This window comes from Streptosporangium subroseum (assembly GCF_900188345.1).
Classification (GTDB): domain Bacteria; phylum Actinomycetota; class Actinomycetes; order Streptosporangiales; family Streptosporangiaceae; genus Streptosporangium; species Streptosporangium subroseum.
In genome coordinates this window covers 18557-32381 of the sequence record NZ_FZOD01000049.1, presented here as the reverse complement: position 1 = coordinate 32381, position 13825 = coordinate 18557, and the positions used below count along the sequence as shown (strand labels likewise).

14 protein-coding genes are annotated in these 13825 nt (G+C 69.0%); 4 read left to right on the top strand and 10 right to left on the bottom strand.

From position 1 onward, the window contains the following. Positions 1-3: 3 nt before the first annotated feature. Entirely contained in the window at positions 4-1248 is a 1245-nt protein-coding gene (locus CHC08_RS34140) for a M20 family metallopeptidase (RefSeq protein ID WP_089211510.1), read from the bottom strand. A 541-nt stretch (positions 1249-1789) separates the two neighbouring features. On the opposite strand from CHC08_RS34140, the gene CHC08_RS34135 reads away from it, so the two are divergent. Then, a complete protein-coding gene (locus CHC08_RS34135; protein ID WP_245878729.1) occupies positions 1790-3166 on the top strand; it encodes a peptide ligase PGM1-related protein in 1377 nt (458 codons plus the stop codon). On the opposite strand, the gene CHC08_RS34130 is transcribed toward CHC08_RS34135, so the two are convergent. After that, complete coding sequence (locus CHC08_RS34130; protein ID WP_089211508.1) at positions 3125-3343, bottom strand: SCO4848 family membrane protein; 219 nt, start codon at positions 3341-3343, stop codon at positions 3125-3127. The genes CHC08_RS34135 and CHC08_RS34130 overlap by 42 nt on opposite strands. Positions 3344-3436: 93 nt before the next feature. Here CHC08_RS34130 and CHC08_RS34125 point away from each other — a divergent pair, with 93 nt between their 5' ends. After that, the gene (locus tag CHC08_RS34125; protein WP_245878728.1) at positions 3437-4561 is read left to right on the top strand and encodes a D-alanyl-D-alanine carboxypeptidase family protein; all 1125 of its coding nucleotides are present in this window, start codon (positions 3437-3439) and stop codon (positions 4559-4561) included. An 84-nt stretch (positions 4562-4645) separates the two neighbouring features. On the opposite strand, the gene CHC08_RS34120 is transcribed toward CHC08_RS34125, so the two are convergent. The 3 genes from CHC08_RS34120 to CHC08_RS34110 form a co-directional block, all read right to left on the bottom strand. Further along, positions 4646-5578: a YihY/virulence factor BrkB family protein gene (locus CHC08_RS34120; protein WP_089211506.1), complete on the bottom strand. Its 933-nt coding sequence runs from the start codon at positions 5576-5578 to the stop codon at positions 4646-4648. Between the two features lie 131 nt (positions 5579-5709). Then, on the bottom strand, positions 5710-6720 hold the full coding sequence (gene trpS / locus CHC08_RS34115) for a tryptophan--tRNA ligase (protein WP_089211505.1): 1011 nt from the start codon (positions 6718-6720) through the stop codon (positions 5710-5712). Positions 6721-6766: 46 nt separating this feature from the next. Then, the gene (locus CHC08_RS34110; protein ID WP_089211504.1) at positions 6767-8092 is read right to left on the bottom strand and encodes a hemolysin family protein; all 1326 of its coding nucleotides are present in this window, start codon (positions 8090-8092) and stop codon (positions 6767-6769) included. A gap of 124 nt (positions 8093-8216) precedes the next feature. On the opposite strand from CHC08_RS34110, the gene galE reads away from it, so the two are divergent. Continuing rightward, on the top strand, positions 8217-9176 hold the full coding sequence (gene galE, locus CHC08_RS34105) for a UDP-glucose 4-epimerase GalE (protein ID WP_089211503.1): 960 nt from the start codon (positions 8217-8219) through the stop codon (positions 9174-9176). Between the two features lie 52 nt (positions 9177-9228). Here the strand turns inward: galE and CHC08_RS34100 are convergent, their stop codons facing one another. From CHC08_RS34100 to CHC08_RS34085, 4 genes are all read right to left on the bottom strand, one after another. Next, complete coding sequence (locus CHC08_RS34100; RefSeq protein WP_089211502.1) at positions 9229-10194, bottom strand: DUF11 domain-containing protein; 966 nt, start codon at positions 10192-10194, stop codon at positions 9229-9231. 262 nt (positions 10195-10456) lie between these two features. Next, complete coding sequence (locus tag CHC08_RS34095) at positions 10457-11434, bottom strand: malate dehydrogenase (RefSeq protein WP_089211501.1); 978 nt, start codon at positions 11432-11434, stop codon at positions 10457-10459. A gap of 41 nt (positions 11435-11475) precedes the next feature. Beyond that, positions 11476-11820, bottom strand: a complete 345-nt coding sequence (locus tag CHC08_RS34090; RefSeq protein ID WP_179282370.1) for a hypothetical protein — start codon at positions 11818-11820, stop codon at positions 11476-11478. A 116-nt stretch (positions 11821-11936) separates the two neighbouring features. Further along, complete coding sequence (locus CHC08_RS34085; protein WP_089211500.1) at positions 11937-13160, bottom strand: RNA-guided endonuclease InsQ/TnpB family protein; 1224 nt, start codon at positions 13158-13160, stop codon at positions 11937-11939. 22 nt (positions 13161-13182) lie between these two features. Here CHC08_RS34085 and tnpA point away from each other — a divergent pair, with 22 nt between their 5' ends. Beyond that, entirely contained in the window at positions 13183-13599 is a 417-nt protein-coding gene (gene tnpA / locus CHC08_RS34080) for an IS200/IS605 family transposase (RefSeq protein ID WP_089211499.1), read from the top strand. Positions 13600-13644: 45 nt separating this feature from the next. Here tnpA and CHC08_RS48675 read toward each other — a convergent pair whose 3' ends face one another. Further along, positions 13645-13821, bottom strand: coding sequence for a hypothetical protein (locus tag CHC08_RS48675; RefSeq protein WP_179282369.1), 177 nt, complete (start codon positions 13819-13821; stop codon positions 13645-13647). Positions 13822-13825 lie beyond the last annotated feature (4 nt).

Sequence of the window (13825 nt, the reverse complement as noted above, 5' to 3'; positions counted from 1 at the left end):
GCGTCAGTTGTCCAGGTTCAGGGCCATGAGCGGTTCGGCGGCGGCACTGGGTCGCCGCCCCTCCCAGAGCGCGGTCAGCGCGGTCGCCGCCATGAAGCGCACGCCGGCGCCGATCGCGCTCTCGTCCACGTCGAAGGTGCCCTGGTGGATGTCGGCCAGGAGCGTCGACCCCGGAGTGCGGGTGCCGAGCCTGGCGAACGCCCCGGGGATGGACTCCAGATACCAGCCGAAGTCCTCACCGCCCAGGCTCTGCTCCGTCGGCACGGCGGAATCCTCTCCGAGCACACCCTCCGCGGCCTCGGCCAGCATCTGCACGCTGACCTCGTCGTTGACCACCGGCGGCACGCCGCGCACGTAGTCCATCTCGGCCTCGACCCCGTAGGCGCTCGCGACCGACTCCAGCAGCGTCTTGATCATGTCGGGGGCGGCGTGCCAGGCGGTCTCGTCCAGGCAGCGCACGGTGCCCTCGGCGATGCCGTCGTCCGGGATCGCGTTGGCGACCGAACCCGCCTCGACCCGGCCCCATACCAGGCTCAGCGACGAGCGCGGGTCCACCCGGCGCGACAGCGCGGCCGGCAGCTCGGTGAGGATCTTGGCGAGCGCGAAGACCAGGTCGGCGGTGAGGTGCGGCCGGGCGGTGTGCCCGCCGGGGCCGCTCACCCGGATCGAGACCTTGTCGCAGGCGGAGGTGATCGGCCCCGCCTTGAGACCGACCTTGCCGACGTCCAGCCGGGGGTCGCAGTGCAGACCGAAGATCCGGTCGACCCCGCTGATGCCGCCCGAGGCCATGACCTCGAGGGCACCGCCGGGAAGCTCCTCGGCGGGCTGGAAGATCAGCCGGACCCGGCCGGGCAGCAGCCCGGCCTCCGCCTGCTGGGCGAGGAAGAGCGAGGTGCCGAGCAGGATCGTGGTGTGCACGTCGTGACCGCAGGCGTGGCACACGCCGGGGACCGTCGAGCTGTAGGACACGTCCTTCTCGTCGGGCACGGGCAACGCGTCGATGTCGGCACGCAGCGCCACGGTCGGCCCGTCGCCGCTGCCGACCTCACAGATCACACCGGTGCCGCGCGGCAGCACCGAGGGCACGAGACCGGCCGCGGTCAGACGCTCGGCGATGCGCTGCGTCGTACGGTATTCGGCGAAGGCGAGCTCGGGATGCATGTGCAGGTCGCGTCGGAAGTCGATCAGTTCATGCTCGCGACCGGCGAGGAACGTGTCGAGTTCTCCCAGCAAATTACGCCCGCGCATTACTTACCTTCCCATCCGCGCCAGCGGTCTGAATCGTCGACGCACCGTGCCACTGCCCAGGATCACGCGATCCATGAGGCAGCCTCGAAAAAAGCGACCGCCGCACCGATGGGCCGGAGTGGGTGTCACGAGCCACGCCGGTGCGGACTGAAAAACCGCCGACGTGGAAGGGGCAGGCCAATGGTCTTGGGGCCGCCGTCACGCTGACGATGACATCGACTTTATCCCTCCTGCCAGGCAGCTCGCCGACATCTATGCCAAATGTTTTGTCGCCCCATGCCCCTCTTCTCTGTCTTCTGACCCTCTCGGACCAGAGAAGATGACTCGGATTGACTAGGTGATGATGGCCACCGGCGGTTGCGCCGGGCCATGTCACCGCGCCCGTGACAGCCCGGCGCTCCATCCAAACCTGGCCGACCTGGCAATTTGCGTGACTTCAGGTGCCAGTCATAGAACCTGGGGGAGTGATGTAAACAGGAAGAATGCATGTTTCACTCCGCATATGATCACTAATATCCCATTCGGGGAGAGGCAGTCGCGATTGAGCATCTTCGAACCGGACGAGGGGACCTTGGTGGTCATCCCCTCGCTGTCGCTTCCACAGGATGAGCTGCGCCGAATCACCGCCGTCCGGTCCTACGAGGAGCGGTTGCTGTTTCTTCTGCTCACTCTGAAACAGCCGGACATGGAAGTCGTCTATCTGTCATCGACGCCGGTGGACGGCGCGATCGTGGACTACTACCTGAGCTTCCTCGACGATCCCGACGAGGGTCGCGCGCGCCTGCAAATGATCAGTTTGGATGACCCGCACACGCAATCGCTCAGCGAGTCACTGCTGCGCCGTCCGGACGTCATCGCGCGGATCCGCACGGCGCTCGACGGCACGACGGATGCCTGGATGGTGCCGTTCGTGGTCAGCGAGTACGAGGAGCGGATCGCCGACCTGCTCGCCCTGCCGATCTACGGTCCGGCCACCTCGCTGGCCCATCTGGGCTCCAAGAGCGGTGGACGCATGATCGGCGAGGAGGCCGGGGTGCCGGTGGTGAGGGGCTTCTCCGGTCTGCGGTCGCTGACCGAGGTGGAGCACGCGGCCCGCGCCATGGCCCCGTCGAACAAGCTGATGGTCAAACTGAACAACAGCTACTCGGGGCTGGGCAACGCCATCGTGATCAAGGACGATCGGCCGCTCACCGCCTGTCACACGAGCTTCTCCGCGTCGGACGAGGACTGGACGACGTTCGCCGAGAAGATCGCCGAGCGCGGGGCGGTGATCGAGGAGTTCCTCGACGACCGGCCCCTGTACTCCCCCAGCGCCCTGGCCAGGATCACCCCCGGCGGCTCCTACGACGTGGTCGCCACGCACGAGCAGGTCCTCGGCGGCCCCAACGGGGACGTCTACCAGGGCTGCACCTTCCCCGCCCGGCCGGAGTACCGCGCCGAGCTGGGTGAGTGCGCCGAGCGGATCGCCCGGGTCCTGGCGAGTCGGGGCGTGGTGGGCCTGTTCGGGGTGGACTTCTTCGCCGTCAAGACCGACGCCGGCTACCGGGCTCTGCTGTGCGAGATCAACCTGCGCATCGGCGGAACCACCCACCCGTTCGGCGCCGCGCTGCTCGCCACCGGCGCGACCTACGATCCGGACTCCGGCACGCTCATGTGCGGGAGGCAGTCCAAGTACTACATGGCGACGGACAACTGCACGGCCCCCTGCCTGCGGGGCCGCACCCCCGGAGAGGTCGTCGAACTGATCCAGGACGAGGGCCTCGGCTTCGACGAAGGCACCCGCACCGGGAACGTTCTGCACCTGCTCGGGGCGATCCCCGGTTTCGGGAAGCTCGGTTTCACCAGCATCGGCAACTCCACCGAAGAGGCCGCCGAGCTACACCACAGGACCCTTCGGACGCTTTGCCAGTCCGCGTAGACCGATCACGCCCAGCACGACCGCGAGCACGAGGTTGACGGCGATCAGGATGCCGTGCACCACGTAGAAGGCCGTCGGATGGCCGTCTGCGAGGTTGAAGCCAAGGGTGATCCATTCAAAGATCATGAAAGCGGCAAGGCCGATCAGAAATCCGGCGATCTTTCGCGATATTTGCATGGTGTCAGTATTCCGTTGCGTGGCCGACCCCCGGTCAGGGCATGAGTCGCCGCATGCGAATCGGTACGAAGCTACCCTGAGGTCATTATGGGGATGAAACACGTCGCGCCCGTCGGGGTGCTGCTCGCGGCGACCACCTTTCTGGGCGCCCCCGCGCACGCCGGCTCCCTGGTCGCGCCCTCGGGCGCCAAGCCCGGGGGTGCCAAGAACGAGCCGGTCGGCGGCGCCAGGCTGGGTGGTCGGGGCGTCATCGCCCCCACGGGCGTGAAGGCGCCTCCCAAGACGGCCGCGCAGTCCTACGTGGTCGCGGACGCCGAGACCGGCGAGGTGCTGGCCGCCAAGAACGCCCACGGGCGCTATCTTCCGGCGAGCACCCTCAAGGCGCTGACCGCCCTCACCCTCATCCCGAAGCTCGACAAGGATCGGAAGATCACGCCGAGCAGGCGCGCGGTGAACGAGGAGGGCAGCGCGGTCGGCCTGGTCCCCAAGCCCCTCTACACGGTCGAGGACCTGTTCAAGGCACTGATGCTGGTGTCGGGCAACGACTGCGCGATGGCCCTGGCCGAGGCCAACGGCGGCCTGGCCACGACCCTGGCGGACATGAACGCCGAGGCCAAGCGCCTGCAGGCGTACGACACGGTGGCCAAGACGCCGAGCGGGCTGGACAAGCCCGGCCAGAGCAGCTCGGCCTACGACCTGACGCTGATCGCCCGAGCCGGTCTGGCGAATGCTGATTTTCGGCGATATATCAGCACAAAGACTGACAAGTTCCCGGCGCCCAAGGGCTACTACGAGATCGGCAACCACAACCGGCTGCTCTGGAGCTACAAGGGCATGATCGGCGTCAAGAACGGCTGGACGTCCAAGGCCCTGGGCAGCTTCGTCGGCGCCGCCAAACGGAACGGGCACACGGTCATCGTGTCGATCATGCGGCACGACGGCTCCTTCTGGGGCGACGTCGCCAGCCTGCTCGACTGGGGCTTCGCCACCCGCGGCAAGGCGATCCCGGTCGGGCACCTGGTCGACCCGATCCCCGACCCGCCTCCCCTGCCGACCGCCTCGCCCGCCACGCCCACCCCGGCCCCGATCGCGGTATCCGACCCGGCGGGAACCACGCGCGGCGAAGAGTCCGTTCCCCCCGGCCTCTACGTGCTCGGCGCGGGCCTGCTCGGCGGCGCGATCTGGCTGGCGTACGGCCTGCGCCGGCGCTTCCGCTAGGCCGTCGCCTCCGACGGGAATCCGCCGCCCCGGCGTACGGCGCGGCGGTTCCCGGCGGAGACGCTCTCCGCCGGAGACGGCGCGTCAGGCGGGCAGGGCGGTGGCGGGCACCGGGGTGGGATCGGGCGGAGGACCGAAGGCGGCGGTCGCGGTCCAGGCGGCGACATAGAGGATCATGCGGGCCGAGAGGTTGATCCAGACCAGCAGGCCGACCACCACGGCGAACACCCCGTAGACGGGGTTGTGCAGGGTGCCCGCCAGGATCAGCGCGGCGAGCTGCTTGAGCACTCCGAAGCCGACCGCACCCAGCAGGGCTCCGCGCAACACCACGCGGAACGGCTGCGTGGAGCGGCCCATCCAGCCCAGGATGATCAGGAAGACGACGACGTCGGCCAGCACGCTGACCACCAGGCCGACGAGCCAGACCCCGGTGACGGCGGCCGCGGATCCCGACAGGCCCAGCCATCCGGCCACGACCCCGCTCGCCTGAGTGGCGAAGCCGGCGACCGCCACCGAGAAGATCACCGTGATGCCGACCAGGACGAAGGAGGCGAGATCACGGAGCTTGCCCAGGAAGAAGTTGAGCGGCGGCTCGGTGGTCATGGAGATCTCGCGGAGCGCGCCGCGCAGAGCGTCCATCGCGCCGAGCCCGGCGTAGAGCAGGCCGATCAGGCCGATGATCCCGGCACCGGTCCGGGACTCGGAGATCTGCTTGATCGGGAGCTTGTCGGCGAGGCCCGGCAGGTACGCGTTGATGGCCGCGGCCAGCGCGTCGGTGGCCTTCGAGTCGGCGAACAGGAAGTAGCCGAAGATCGCGAAGGCCAGCGCGATGATCGGAAAGAACGACAGGAACGCGAAGTAGGTCACCGCCCCGGCGAGCCGGTCGCCGAACTGGAGCTGGTAGCGCCGCACCGTCCTGATCAGGTGATCGAACCACGGCCACCGGACCCGGGCCGTGCCGAGCCTGACCCTGCCCCACGCCCGGACCGCCTCGATCCGCTCCCACACGTCTGTCACCCGCGCCCCCTACCCGGTCGCCGCCGCACCGATCACGAACGGCGGGGAAAAGCAGGGGGGAACGCGAGAGTCTTACAGCTCGGAAGGACCTTCGGGAGGGCGGCACGCGGGCGAGAACCCACCGAACTCGCTCAGGGCGTCAGAGAGGGCAGGAAACCGACCCGGTCACGGACCTGGGCCATCGTGCTCGCGGCCACCGTACGGGCCCTTGCAGCGCCGACGGCGAGCATCCTGTCGAGGTCCGCCTCGTTCGCCAGCAGCTTCTCGGTGCGTTCGCGGATCGGCGTGAAGGTCTCCACGACGAGCTCGGCCACGTCCTTCTTGAAGGTGCCGTACCCCTGCCCGGCGTAGCGGGCCTCCAGCTCGGGGATCGGGGTGCCGCTCAGCGCGGACTGGATGCGCAGCAGGTTGGTGACGCCGGGCTTGTTCTCGTCGTCGGCGAGGATCTCGGAGCCGGCGTCGGTGACCGCGCGCATGACCTTCTTCCGGAGCGGCCCCGGCTGCTCCAGCAGGTCCAGGATGCCGGCGGCCGAGGAGGACGACTTCGACATCTTCGCCGTGGGCTCCTGGAGGTCGGTGATCTTCTCGACGCCCTTGACGATGTGCGGCTCGGGCAGCGTGAAGGTCTCACCGAAGCGGTGGTTGAAGCGCTGCGCGAGGTCGCGGGTGAGCTCCAGGTGCTGCTTCTGGTCGGCCCCGACCGGCACCCTGTTGGCCTGGTAGAGCAGGATGTCGGCGGCCTGCAGGATCGGGTAGGTGAACAGCCCGACGCCGGCCGAGCTCTCCCCCGACTTGGCCGACTTGTCCTTGAACTGGGTCATCCGGCCCGCCTCGCCCATGCCGGTGAGGCAGATCAGCACCCAGGCCAGCTCGGTGTGCTCGCGGACGTGGCTCTGGACGAAGACGGTGGACCGCTCCGGGTCGAGGCCCGCGGCGAAGAGCTGGGCCGCGGCGATCCTGGAGCGCCTGCGCAGCGCCTCCGGCTGGTAGTCCACCGTGATCGCGTGCAGGTCGACGACGCAGTAGAAAGCGTCGTAGCCCTCCTGCATGGCGACGTACTGCCGCACGGCACCGAGGTAGTTGCCCAGGTGGAAGGAGTCGGCGGTGGGCTGGATGCCGGACAAGACACGGGGACTGGCCATAGCATGCAATTCTGTCAGCTGCCGGGAGTCGTTGGTGCCTCCGCACTCAACCGCCGGGGGTCGCCGGCGCCTCCGGGGGCGTCTCCGGTTTGGAGGCGCCCCGCTTGATGCGGACCCGTGACACCCTGCGGCCGTCCATGTCGGTGACCGACAGCTCGAACCCCGGGATCTCCACCCGCTCCCCCATCGCCGGCAGGTGGCCGAGCGCCGACATGACGAACCCGCCGAGGGTCTCGTAGGGGCCGTCGGGCAGCCGGATCCCGGTCTCGGTCGCCACCTCGTCGAGGTTGGCCAGCCCGTCGAGCTCGACCTCCCCCGCGGGCAGCACGACCTGCTTGTCCTCCACGTCGTGCTCGTCGCGGATGTCGCCGATGAGCTCCTCGACCAGATCCTCCATGGTGACGATGCCCGCGGTGCCGCCGTACTCGTCGACCACGATCGCCAGGTGGTGGCCCTCGTCGCGCATCTCCGACAACGTGGCCAGCACCCGCTTGCTGGCGGGGACCAGCTTGACCGGGCGGATCGGCACCAGCTCGCTGATCGGCTCGATCGACCCGGTCAGCACCGGGTCCAGCAGGTCCCGGATGTGGACGAATCCCACGATGTCATCGTAGGAGTCCCGGTAGATGGGGAAACGGGAGTGCGGCATGGCCGCGGCCATGATCGCGGCCTCGGCCAGCCGGGTGTCGGCGGACATGAACTCCACCTCGGTGCGCGGCAGCATCACCTCGCGGAGCTGCCGCTTGCCCGCCGCGAAGACCTCCGCGATCAGATGGCGCTCGTCCACGGTGAGCTCCTGGTGGCCGACCACCATGTCGCGCAGCTCCTCGGTGGAGATCTCCTCCCGATCCGTGTCGGGGTTGCCGCCGAGCAGCCTGACCACGCCGTCGCTGGACTTCGACAGCGCCCAGATGAGCGGCCGTGACAGCACGGCCAGCCGGTCCAGGAACGGCGCGACCAGCAGGGAGAGCCCCTCGGCCCGCTGCCGGGCGAGCCGCTTGGGCGCGAGCTCGCCCAGCACCAGCGAGAAGTAGGAGATGACCAGCGTCACGAGCACCAGCGCGATCGTGGCCGCGGCGGCCGAGGGCACCCCCCAGCCGGCCACGACCGGGAACAGGTCCTTGGCGAGGGTGTCGGCGCCGAAGGCGGCCGACATCATGGTCGCCACGGTGACGCCGATCTGCACGGCCGCAAGGAAGCGGTTGGGGTCGCGGGCGAGCTTGGCCGCCCTCGCGCCCCTGCGCCCGCGGGTGCTGAGCCGCCGTACCTGGCTCTCCCTGAGAGAGACCATGGCCATCTCGGCGGCGGCGAAGAATCCCCCGATCAGCACAAAGAGCAGGACCAGGGCAATATTCGCCACGACGCTGTTCACGAGATCGTCTCCGTCATGGCCGTCGCTCGTTTCGCGGCGGTGGCCGATATTTGATGTGCCAGCATATGCTGGCGGTAGCCATACAAAAGTAAACAAGTCCAAACAACATCAAACAGGAGGCTCCGTGAAGCTGCTGGTCACCGGAGGTGCCGGATACATAGGCAGCGTCGTGGCGGCGCAACTCGTCGAGGCCGGTCATCAGGTCACCGTGCTGGACGATCTCTCCACAGGCCATGCCGACGCTGTACCTCCGGGCGCTCGCTTCGTCGAGGGATCGATCACCGATGCCCTCGGCGTACTGCCCGGAATGGACGGCGTGCTGCACTTCGCGGCGAAGTCCCTGGTCGGCGAGTCGGTGGAGAAACCCGGCCTCTACTGGGCGCACAACCTCGGCGGCACCCTGGCCCTGCTCGACGCCATGCGGACCGCCGGGGTCGGGCGGATCGTCTTCTCCTCCACCGCCGCCACGTACGGCGAGCCGGAGCGCTCCCCGGTCCTGGAGACCGACCCGACCCGGCCGACCAATCCCTACGGCGCGTCCAAGCTCGCGGTCGATACCGCGCTGACCACGTTCGCCGGGCTGTACGGCCTGGCCGCGGTGAGCCTGCGCTACTTCAACGTGGGCGGCGCGTACACCGCGAAAGACGGACAGGTCTACCGCGAGCGTCACGCGGTGGAGACCCACCTGATCCCCAACGTCCTCGCCGTCGCGCTCGGCGGGCGCGACGCGCTCAGCGTGTTCGGCACCGACTACCCCACCCCCGACGGCACGTGCGTGCGCGACTACATCCACGTGGCCGACCTGGCCAGGGCGCACCTGCTGGCGATGGAGGCCTGCTCACCGGGCGAACACAAGATCTACAACCTGGGAAACGGCACCGGCTTCTCGGTTCAGGAGGTCCTGTCGGTCTGCCGCGAGGTGACCGGGCACGAGATTCCGGCGGTCGTGCGGGAGCGTCGCCCCGGAGATCCGGCGGTGCTGGTGGCCTCGTCCGAGAAGATCCAGAGCGAGCTCGGGTGGAAGCCGGAGCACCCGTCCGTCCGGGAGGTCGTCGCCGACGCCTGGAGCGTTCTGCCTCGCTGACCGCGCCTCGCGTCAAGCCGCCCGCCGCCCACGTCGTCACCCACCGGCCGTGTCACGCGTGAGGACGGGCGTCTGGTCCGTGCGGCCGGGGCCGGGTCCGTCCCGGATTGACGCGGCCGTGTCGCGTGGAACACGGCCGTGCGGCCGGAGCAGGATCCATCTCGGATCGAGGCCGGCCGTGTTCTGTGGGACACGGCCGTGCGGCCGGGACCAGGTCGATGCTGGCCATGTTGTTGGCGGGGCGGCGGTCGCCCAGGCGGGTGGAGTAGACGGTCGCCTGGGCCTGCGGGCCGGTCCCGCGTGCGTGGAAGGCGAGCCGGAGACTCACCCGCCCGCCTGAGCCGACCGCGGGCAGCTCGCAGCCGACGGAGCCGGGGTACGGATTGCACCGTGCCCCGTGCGCCGTCAGGAAACGCGCCTTCCCCGTGTCGAAGAAGACCGTGGCGTCGCGGACGACCTGGGGCCCGCGGTTGCGGACCACGGCGCCCACCGTGACCAGCCGGTCGGCAAGCACCTTGCGCGACAGTTTGACCGCCAGGTCCGTGCCCTCGTCCACCGAGGTCAGCGTCTGAGCGGAGTCGTTCGCCGCGTTCTCGTCCACGACCTCGGAGGAGAGCGTCGCGGTCGCCGTGAGCGGGCCGCGCGCGGCCGGGCGGACCATGCCGCTGATCGTCACCCCACCGGTGCCCCCGGCCATGACGTCCTGCGGTGAGGCGCAGACCACCTCGCCGGCCGTGCTGCCGGGCAGGCACTCTGCGACGTCGACGCCGAGGATCTGCACCTCCGCGGGCAACCGGACGACGAGCACGGGCAGCACGGCGTCCTCGGGCCCCGCGTTGCTCACGTCGGCCCGATAGGTCAGCGGCTTACCCGGTTGTGCGAGCTTCGGCGAGACCGTCAGCCGTACCGACAGGTCGGCCCCGCTCCTGTTCGTCTCCCCTGGCCTCGCCGGTGCCGCCCCCGGCACTCCCGCGAGGACAAGACCGACCACACCGGCGACGATCCGTACCAGCACCATGATCCCTGAACACCGGCCCCCTCGACCATCAGTGATCATTGAACGCCGAGTCGTCCTCCCGCGCGGTGATCGACACGCCGCCAGTTCGTTCCGCCGTCCGCGCGTCCCCGCCGGCGGCGGGTGTCGAACGGCGTTTCACCCCTGCCCCGTGGACGCGGAAGGGCCCCGGCTCTCGCGGACCGTGAACCCCGCGACCCCCGAATGGATCAGGTGTCGCGACGGTTCCCGGAACCCGCGTCTGCCGGGGCCCCTTCTCAGCGGCTCAGATGAGGCCGAGCTCGCGAACGGCGGCGCGCTCCTCCTCGAGCTCACGCGCCGAGGCGTCGATGCGCTCACGGGAGAAGGCGTTGATCTCCAGACCCTGGATGATCTCCCATTTGCCGTTGCGCGAGGCGACGGGGAAGGAGGAGATGATCCCCTCCGGCACGCCGTACGAACCGTCGGACGGGATCGCGGCGGAGGTCCACTCGGTGCCGTTGACCCAGTCGAAGACGTGGTCGATCGCCGCGTTGGCGGCGGAGGCGGCCGAGGACGCGCCCCGGGCCTCGATGATCGCGGCGCCGCGCTTGGCGACGGTGGGGATGAAGGTGTCGCGCAGCCAGGCCTCGTCCACCAGCTCGGCGGCGATCTTGCCACCGACCTCGGCGTGGAACAGGTCGGGGTACTGGGTGGCGGAGTGGTTGCCCCAGATGGTCATCTTCTTGATCTCGGTGACCGGGACCTGGAGCTTGGCGGCGAGCTGGGACAGCGCACGGTTGTGGTCCAGGCGGGTCATCGCGGTGAAACGCTCGGCCGGGACGTCCGGGGCGTGCTGCTGGGCGATGAGCGAGTTGGTGTTCGCCGGGTTGCCCACGACCAGCACGCGGATGTCATCGGCGGCGTGGTCGTTGATGGCCTTGCCCTGAGGGCCGAAGATGCCGCCGTTGGCCTGGAGCAGGTCGCCGCGCTCCATGCCCGCCGTACGGGGGCGGGCGCCGACCAGCAGGGCGACGTTGGTGCCGTCGAACGCGACGTTCGGGTCGGCGGTGACCTCGATGCCGCTCAGCAGCGGGAACGCGCAGTCGTCGAGCTCCATCGCGGTGCCCTCGGCAGCCTTGACCGCCTGCGGGATCTCCAGCAGGCTCAGCTTGACCGGGACGTCGGCGCCCAGCAACTGGCCCGAGGCGATACGGAACAGCAGCGCGTAGCCGATCTGGCCGGCGGCGCCGGTGACGGTGACCTTTACGGGACTCTGGGCCATGACCTTCCCCCACTCGAAGGATGAATTGTGACGCTCGGATGTTACCCGTCCACGCCGGACCGCCGTCCGGCGAGTGCCCTGATGCGCCCTCCGGGCAGCAGGGCCAGCGCGGCGAGCGCGATGAGCGCCCCGCCGACGGCGAGCCAGGGGACGACGGTCGCGGTGGCGGCGGCGTGGGCGGCGCCCAACCCGTGGACGGGCGCCTCCTCCCTGATCACCAAGGCGTAGACCGTCCCGGCGACGGCCAGGGCGACCGAGCCGCCGACCTGCCGGAAGAAGGTCAGGTTCGCGCTGGCGGTGCCGATGAACCGGGGCGGGACCGAGTATTGGATCGCCACGGTCAGGCCGGACAGCATCGGTCCCATGCCGAGGCCGATGAGCGCCATCCACCCCGCCAGGACCAGGGTCGGGGTCTCGGCCGTGAGCCCGGCGCAGAGCAGCGCCCCGACCGCGATGAGGAACGGTCCCGCGACCAGCCACGGCTTTTGACATCCACTCCGCCCTAAAGGACGGAGGTTCCCGTCTGCCGCGTGTGCGGCTCCGGGTGGGTTACTGCTTCTTCGCGCGGTGCCGGAACACGTCCCGGTCTTACCTGCGCTCCACAGTCGTTTAGTCTCTCCGCCTGCCCGGCGGCGAGGATGTTGATCGCTGCGTTGATGTCCCGGTCGTGGGCCGCCCCGCACGGGCAGGTCCACTCCCGGATGGTGAGCGGCATCGACTCGGCGATGGTGCCGCACGCCGAGCACAGCTTCGACGACGGGAACCAGCGGTCGATCTTGCCGAAGTGGCGGCCGTACCGAGCCGCCTTGTACTCCAGCATGGCGACGAACTGCGACCAGCCCGCGTCATGGATGCTCTTCGCCAAGCGTGTGCGAGCCAGGCCGGACACCGCAAGGTCTTCCACGTACACCGCTTGGTTGTCGCGGATCAACGTGGTGGAGAGCTTGTGTGCCCAGTCGCGGCGCGTGTCGGCCACTTTGGCGTACGCTTTGGCGACCTTCACCTTGGCCTTGGCCCGGTTCGCCGAGCCCTTCTCCTTGCGGCTCAGCGCTTTCTGCGCTCTGCGGAGCTTCTTCGCTGCCCGGCGCAGGATGCGCGGGTTGTCCACCTTCTCCCCGTCCGACATCACCGCGAAGTGCGTCAGCCCCAGGTCGATGCCGATCTCGGCGGCCACCTCAGGCAGCGGCCGGTCGGAGGTTTCGACCACGAACGACGCGAAGTACCGGCCCGCCGCATCTCTGATCACCGTCACCGATGACGGATCGGACGGCAGCGGGCGCGACCAGCGCACCGGCACGTCCCCGATCTTCGGCAACCACAGGCGGCCCGACTCGGTGACCTTGAACCGGGCGTTCTTCGTGAACCGGACCGCCTGCCGGGAGTCCTTGCGCGACCGGAACCGGGGCGGGGCGACCTTACGGCCCTTGCGCCTGCCGGTCAGGGAGGCGAAGAAGTTGCGGTAGGCGGTGTTCAGGTCCGCGAGAGCCTGCTGAAGGATCACGGCTGAGACCTCGCCCAGCCACGCCCGCTCCGGCGTCTGCTTGGCCTGAGTGATGATCCGCTTGGACAGGCCCCCATCGGAGATGTGCGGCAGACCCTCTATGTGGGCGTCGGTGCGCAGGCGCAGGGCGTCGTTGAACACCACGCGGGCGCACCCGAACGCTCGTGCCAGCGCGGCCCGCTGGTCGGCGTCGGGATACACCCGGTAGTTATAACGAAGCCGCACCCGCCGATCTTATCATTGGTCTATGGCCGAATATGAAGACATCAGGACTGGCAGACACTGTGTTTTCGCCTTGCATGCACATTTGGTCTTCGTGACCAAGTTCCGGCACGAGGTGTTCGCCGACACTCATCTGAGCCGGATGGAGGAGATCATGCGGGACGTGTGCGCCGACTTCGAGACCGAGCTGGCCGAGTTCAACGGCGAGAGCAATCACGTCCACCTGCTGGTGAACTTCCCACCCAAGATCGCCCTGTCCAAACTCGTCAACTCGTTGAAGGGCGTCTCCTCTCGCAGGATGCGCCAGGAGTTTCCCGAGCTGGCCCATCACTATTACCGGGCGACCAAGTTGTGGTCGGTCTCCTACTTCGCCGGGTCGGTGGACGGCGCACCACTCAGCGTCCTGCGCCAGTACATCGATCAGCAAAACCGCTCGGCTTAGCGCATGCTCAAGCCCTCAGGGGGTCTTTTCGTGCGAGTCTTCGCCCTAGGCCTGAAGGCCGGAGCACTGGCCCGCATTCTGGTAGCGCTGGGTTCTGGAGATGAGGGCACCGGCGATCACGCTGCCGGCCACCATGCCGAGCATGAGCGGGTAGATGCGCAGGCCCGATTGGGTGGCGGTGAGCCCCATGGCCTCCTGGAAGTAGCGCGGCAGGAACACCACCCCG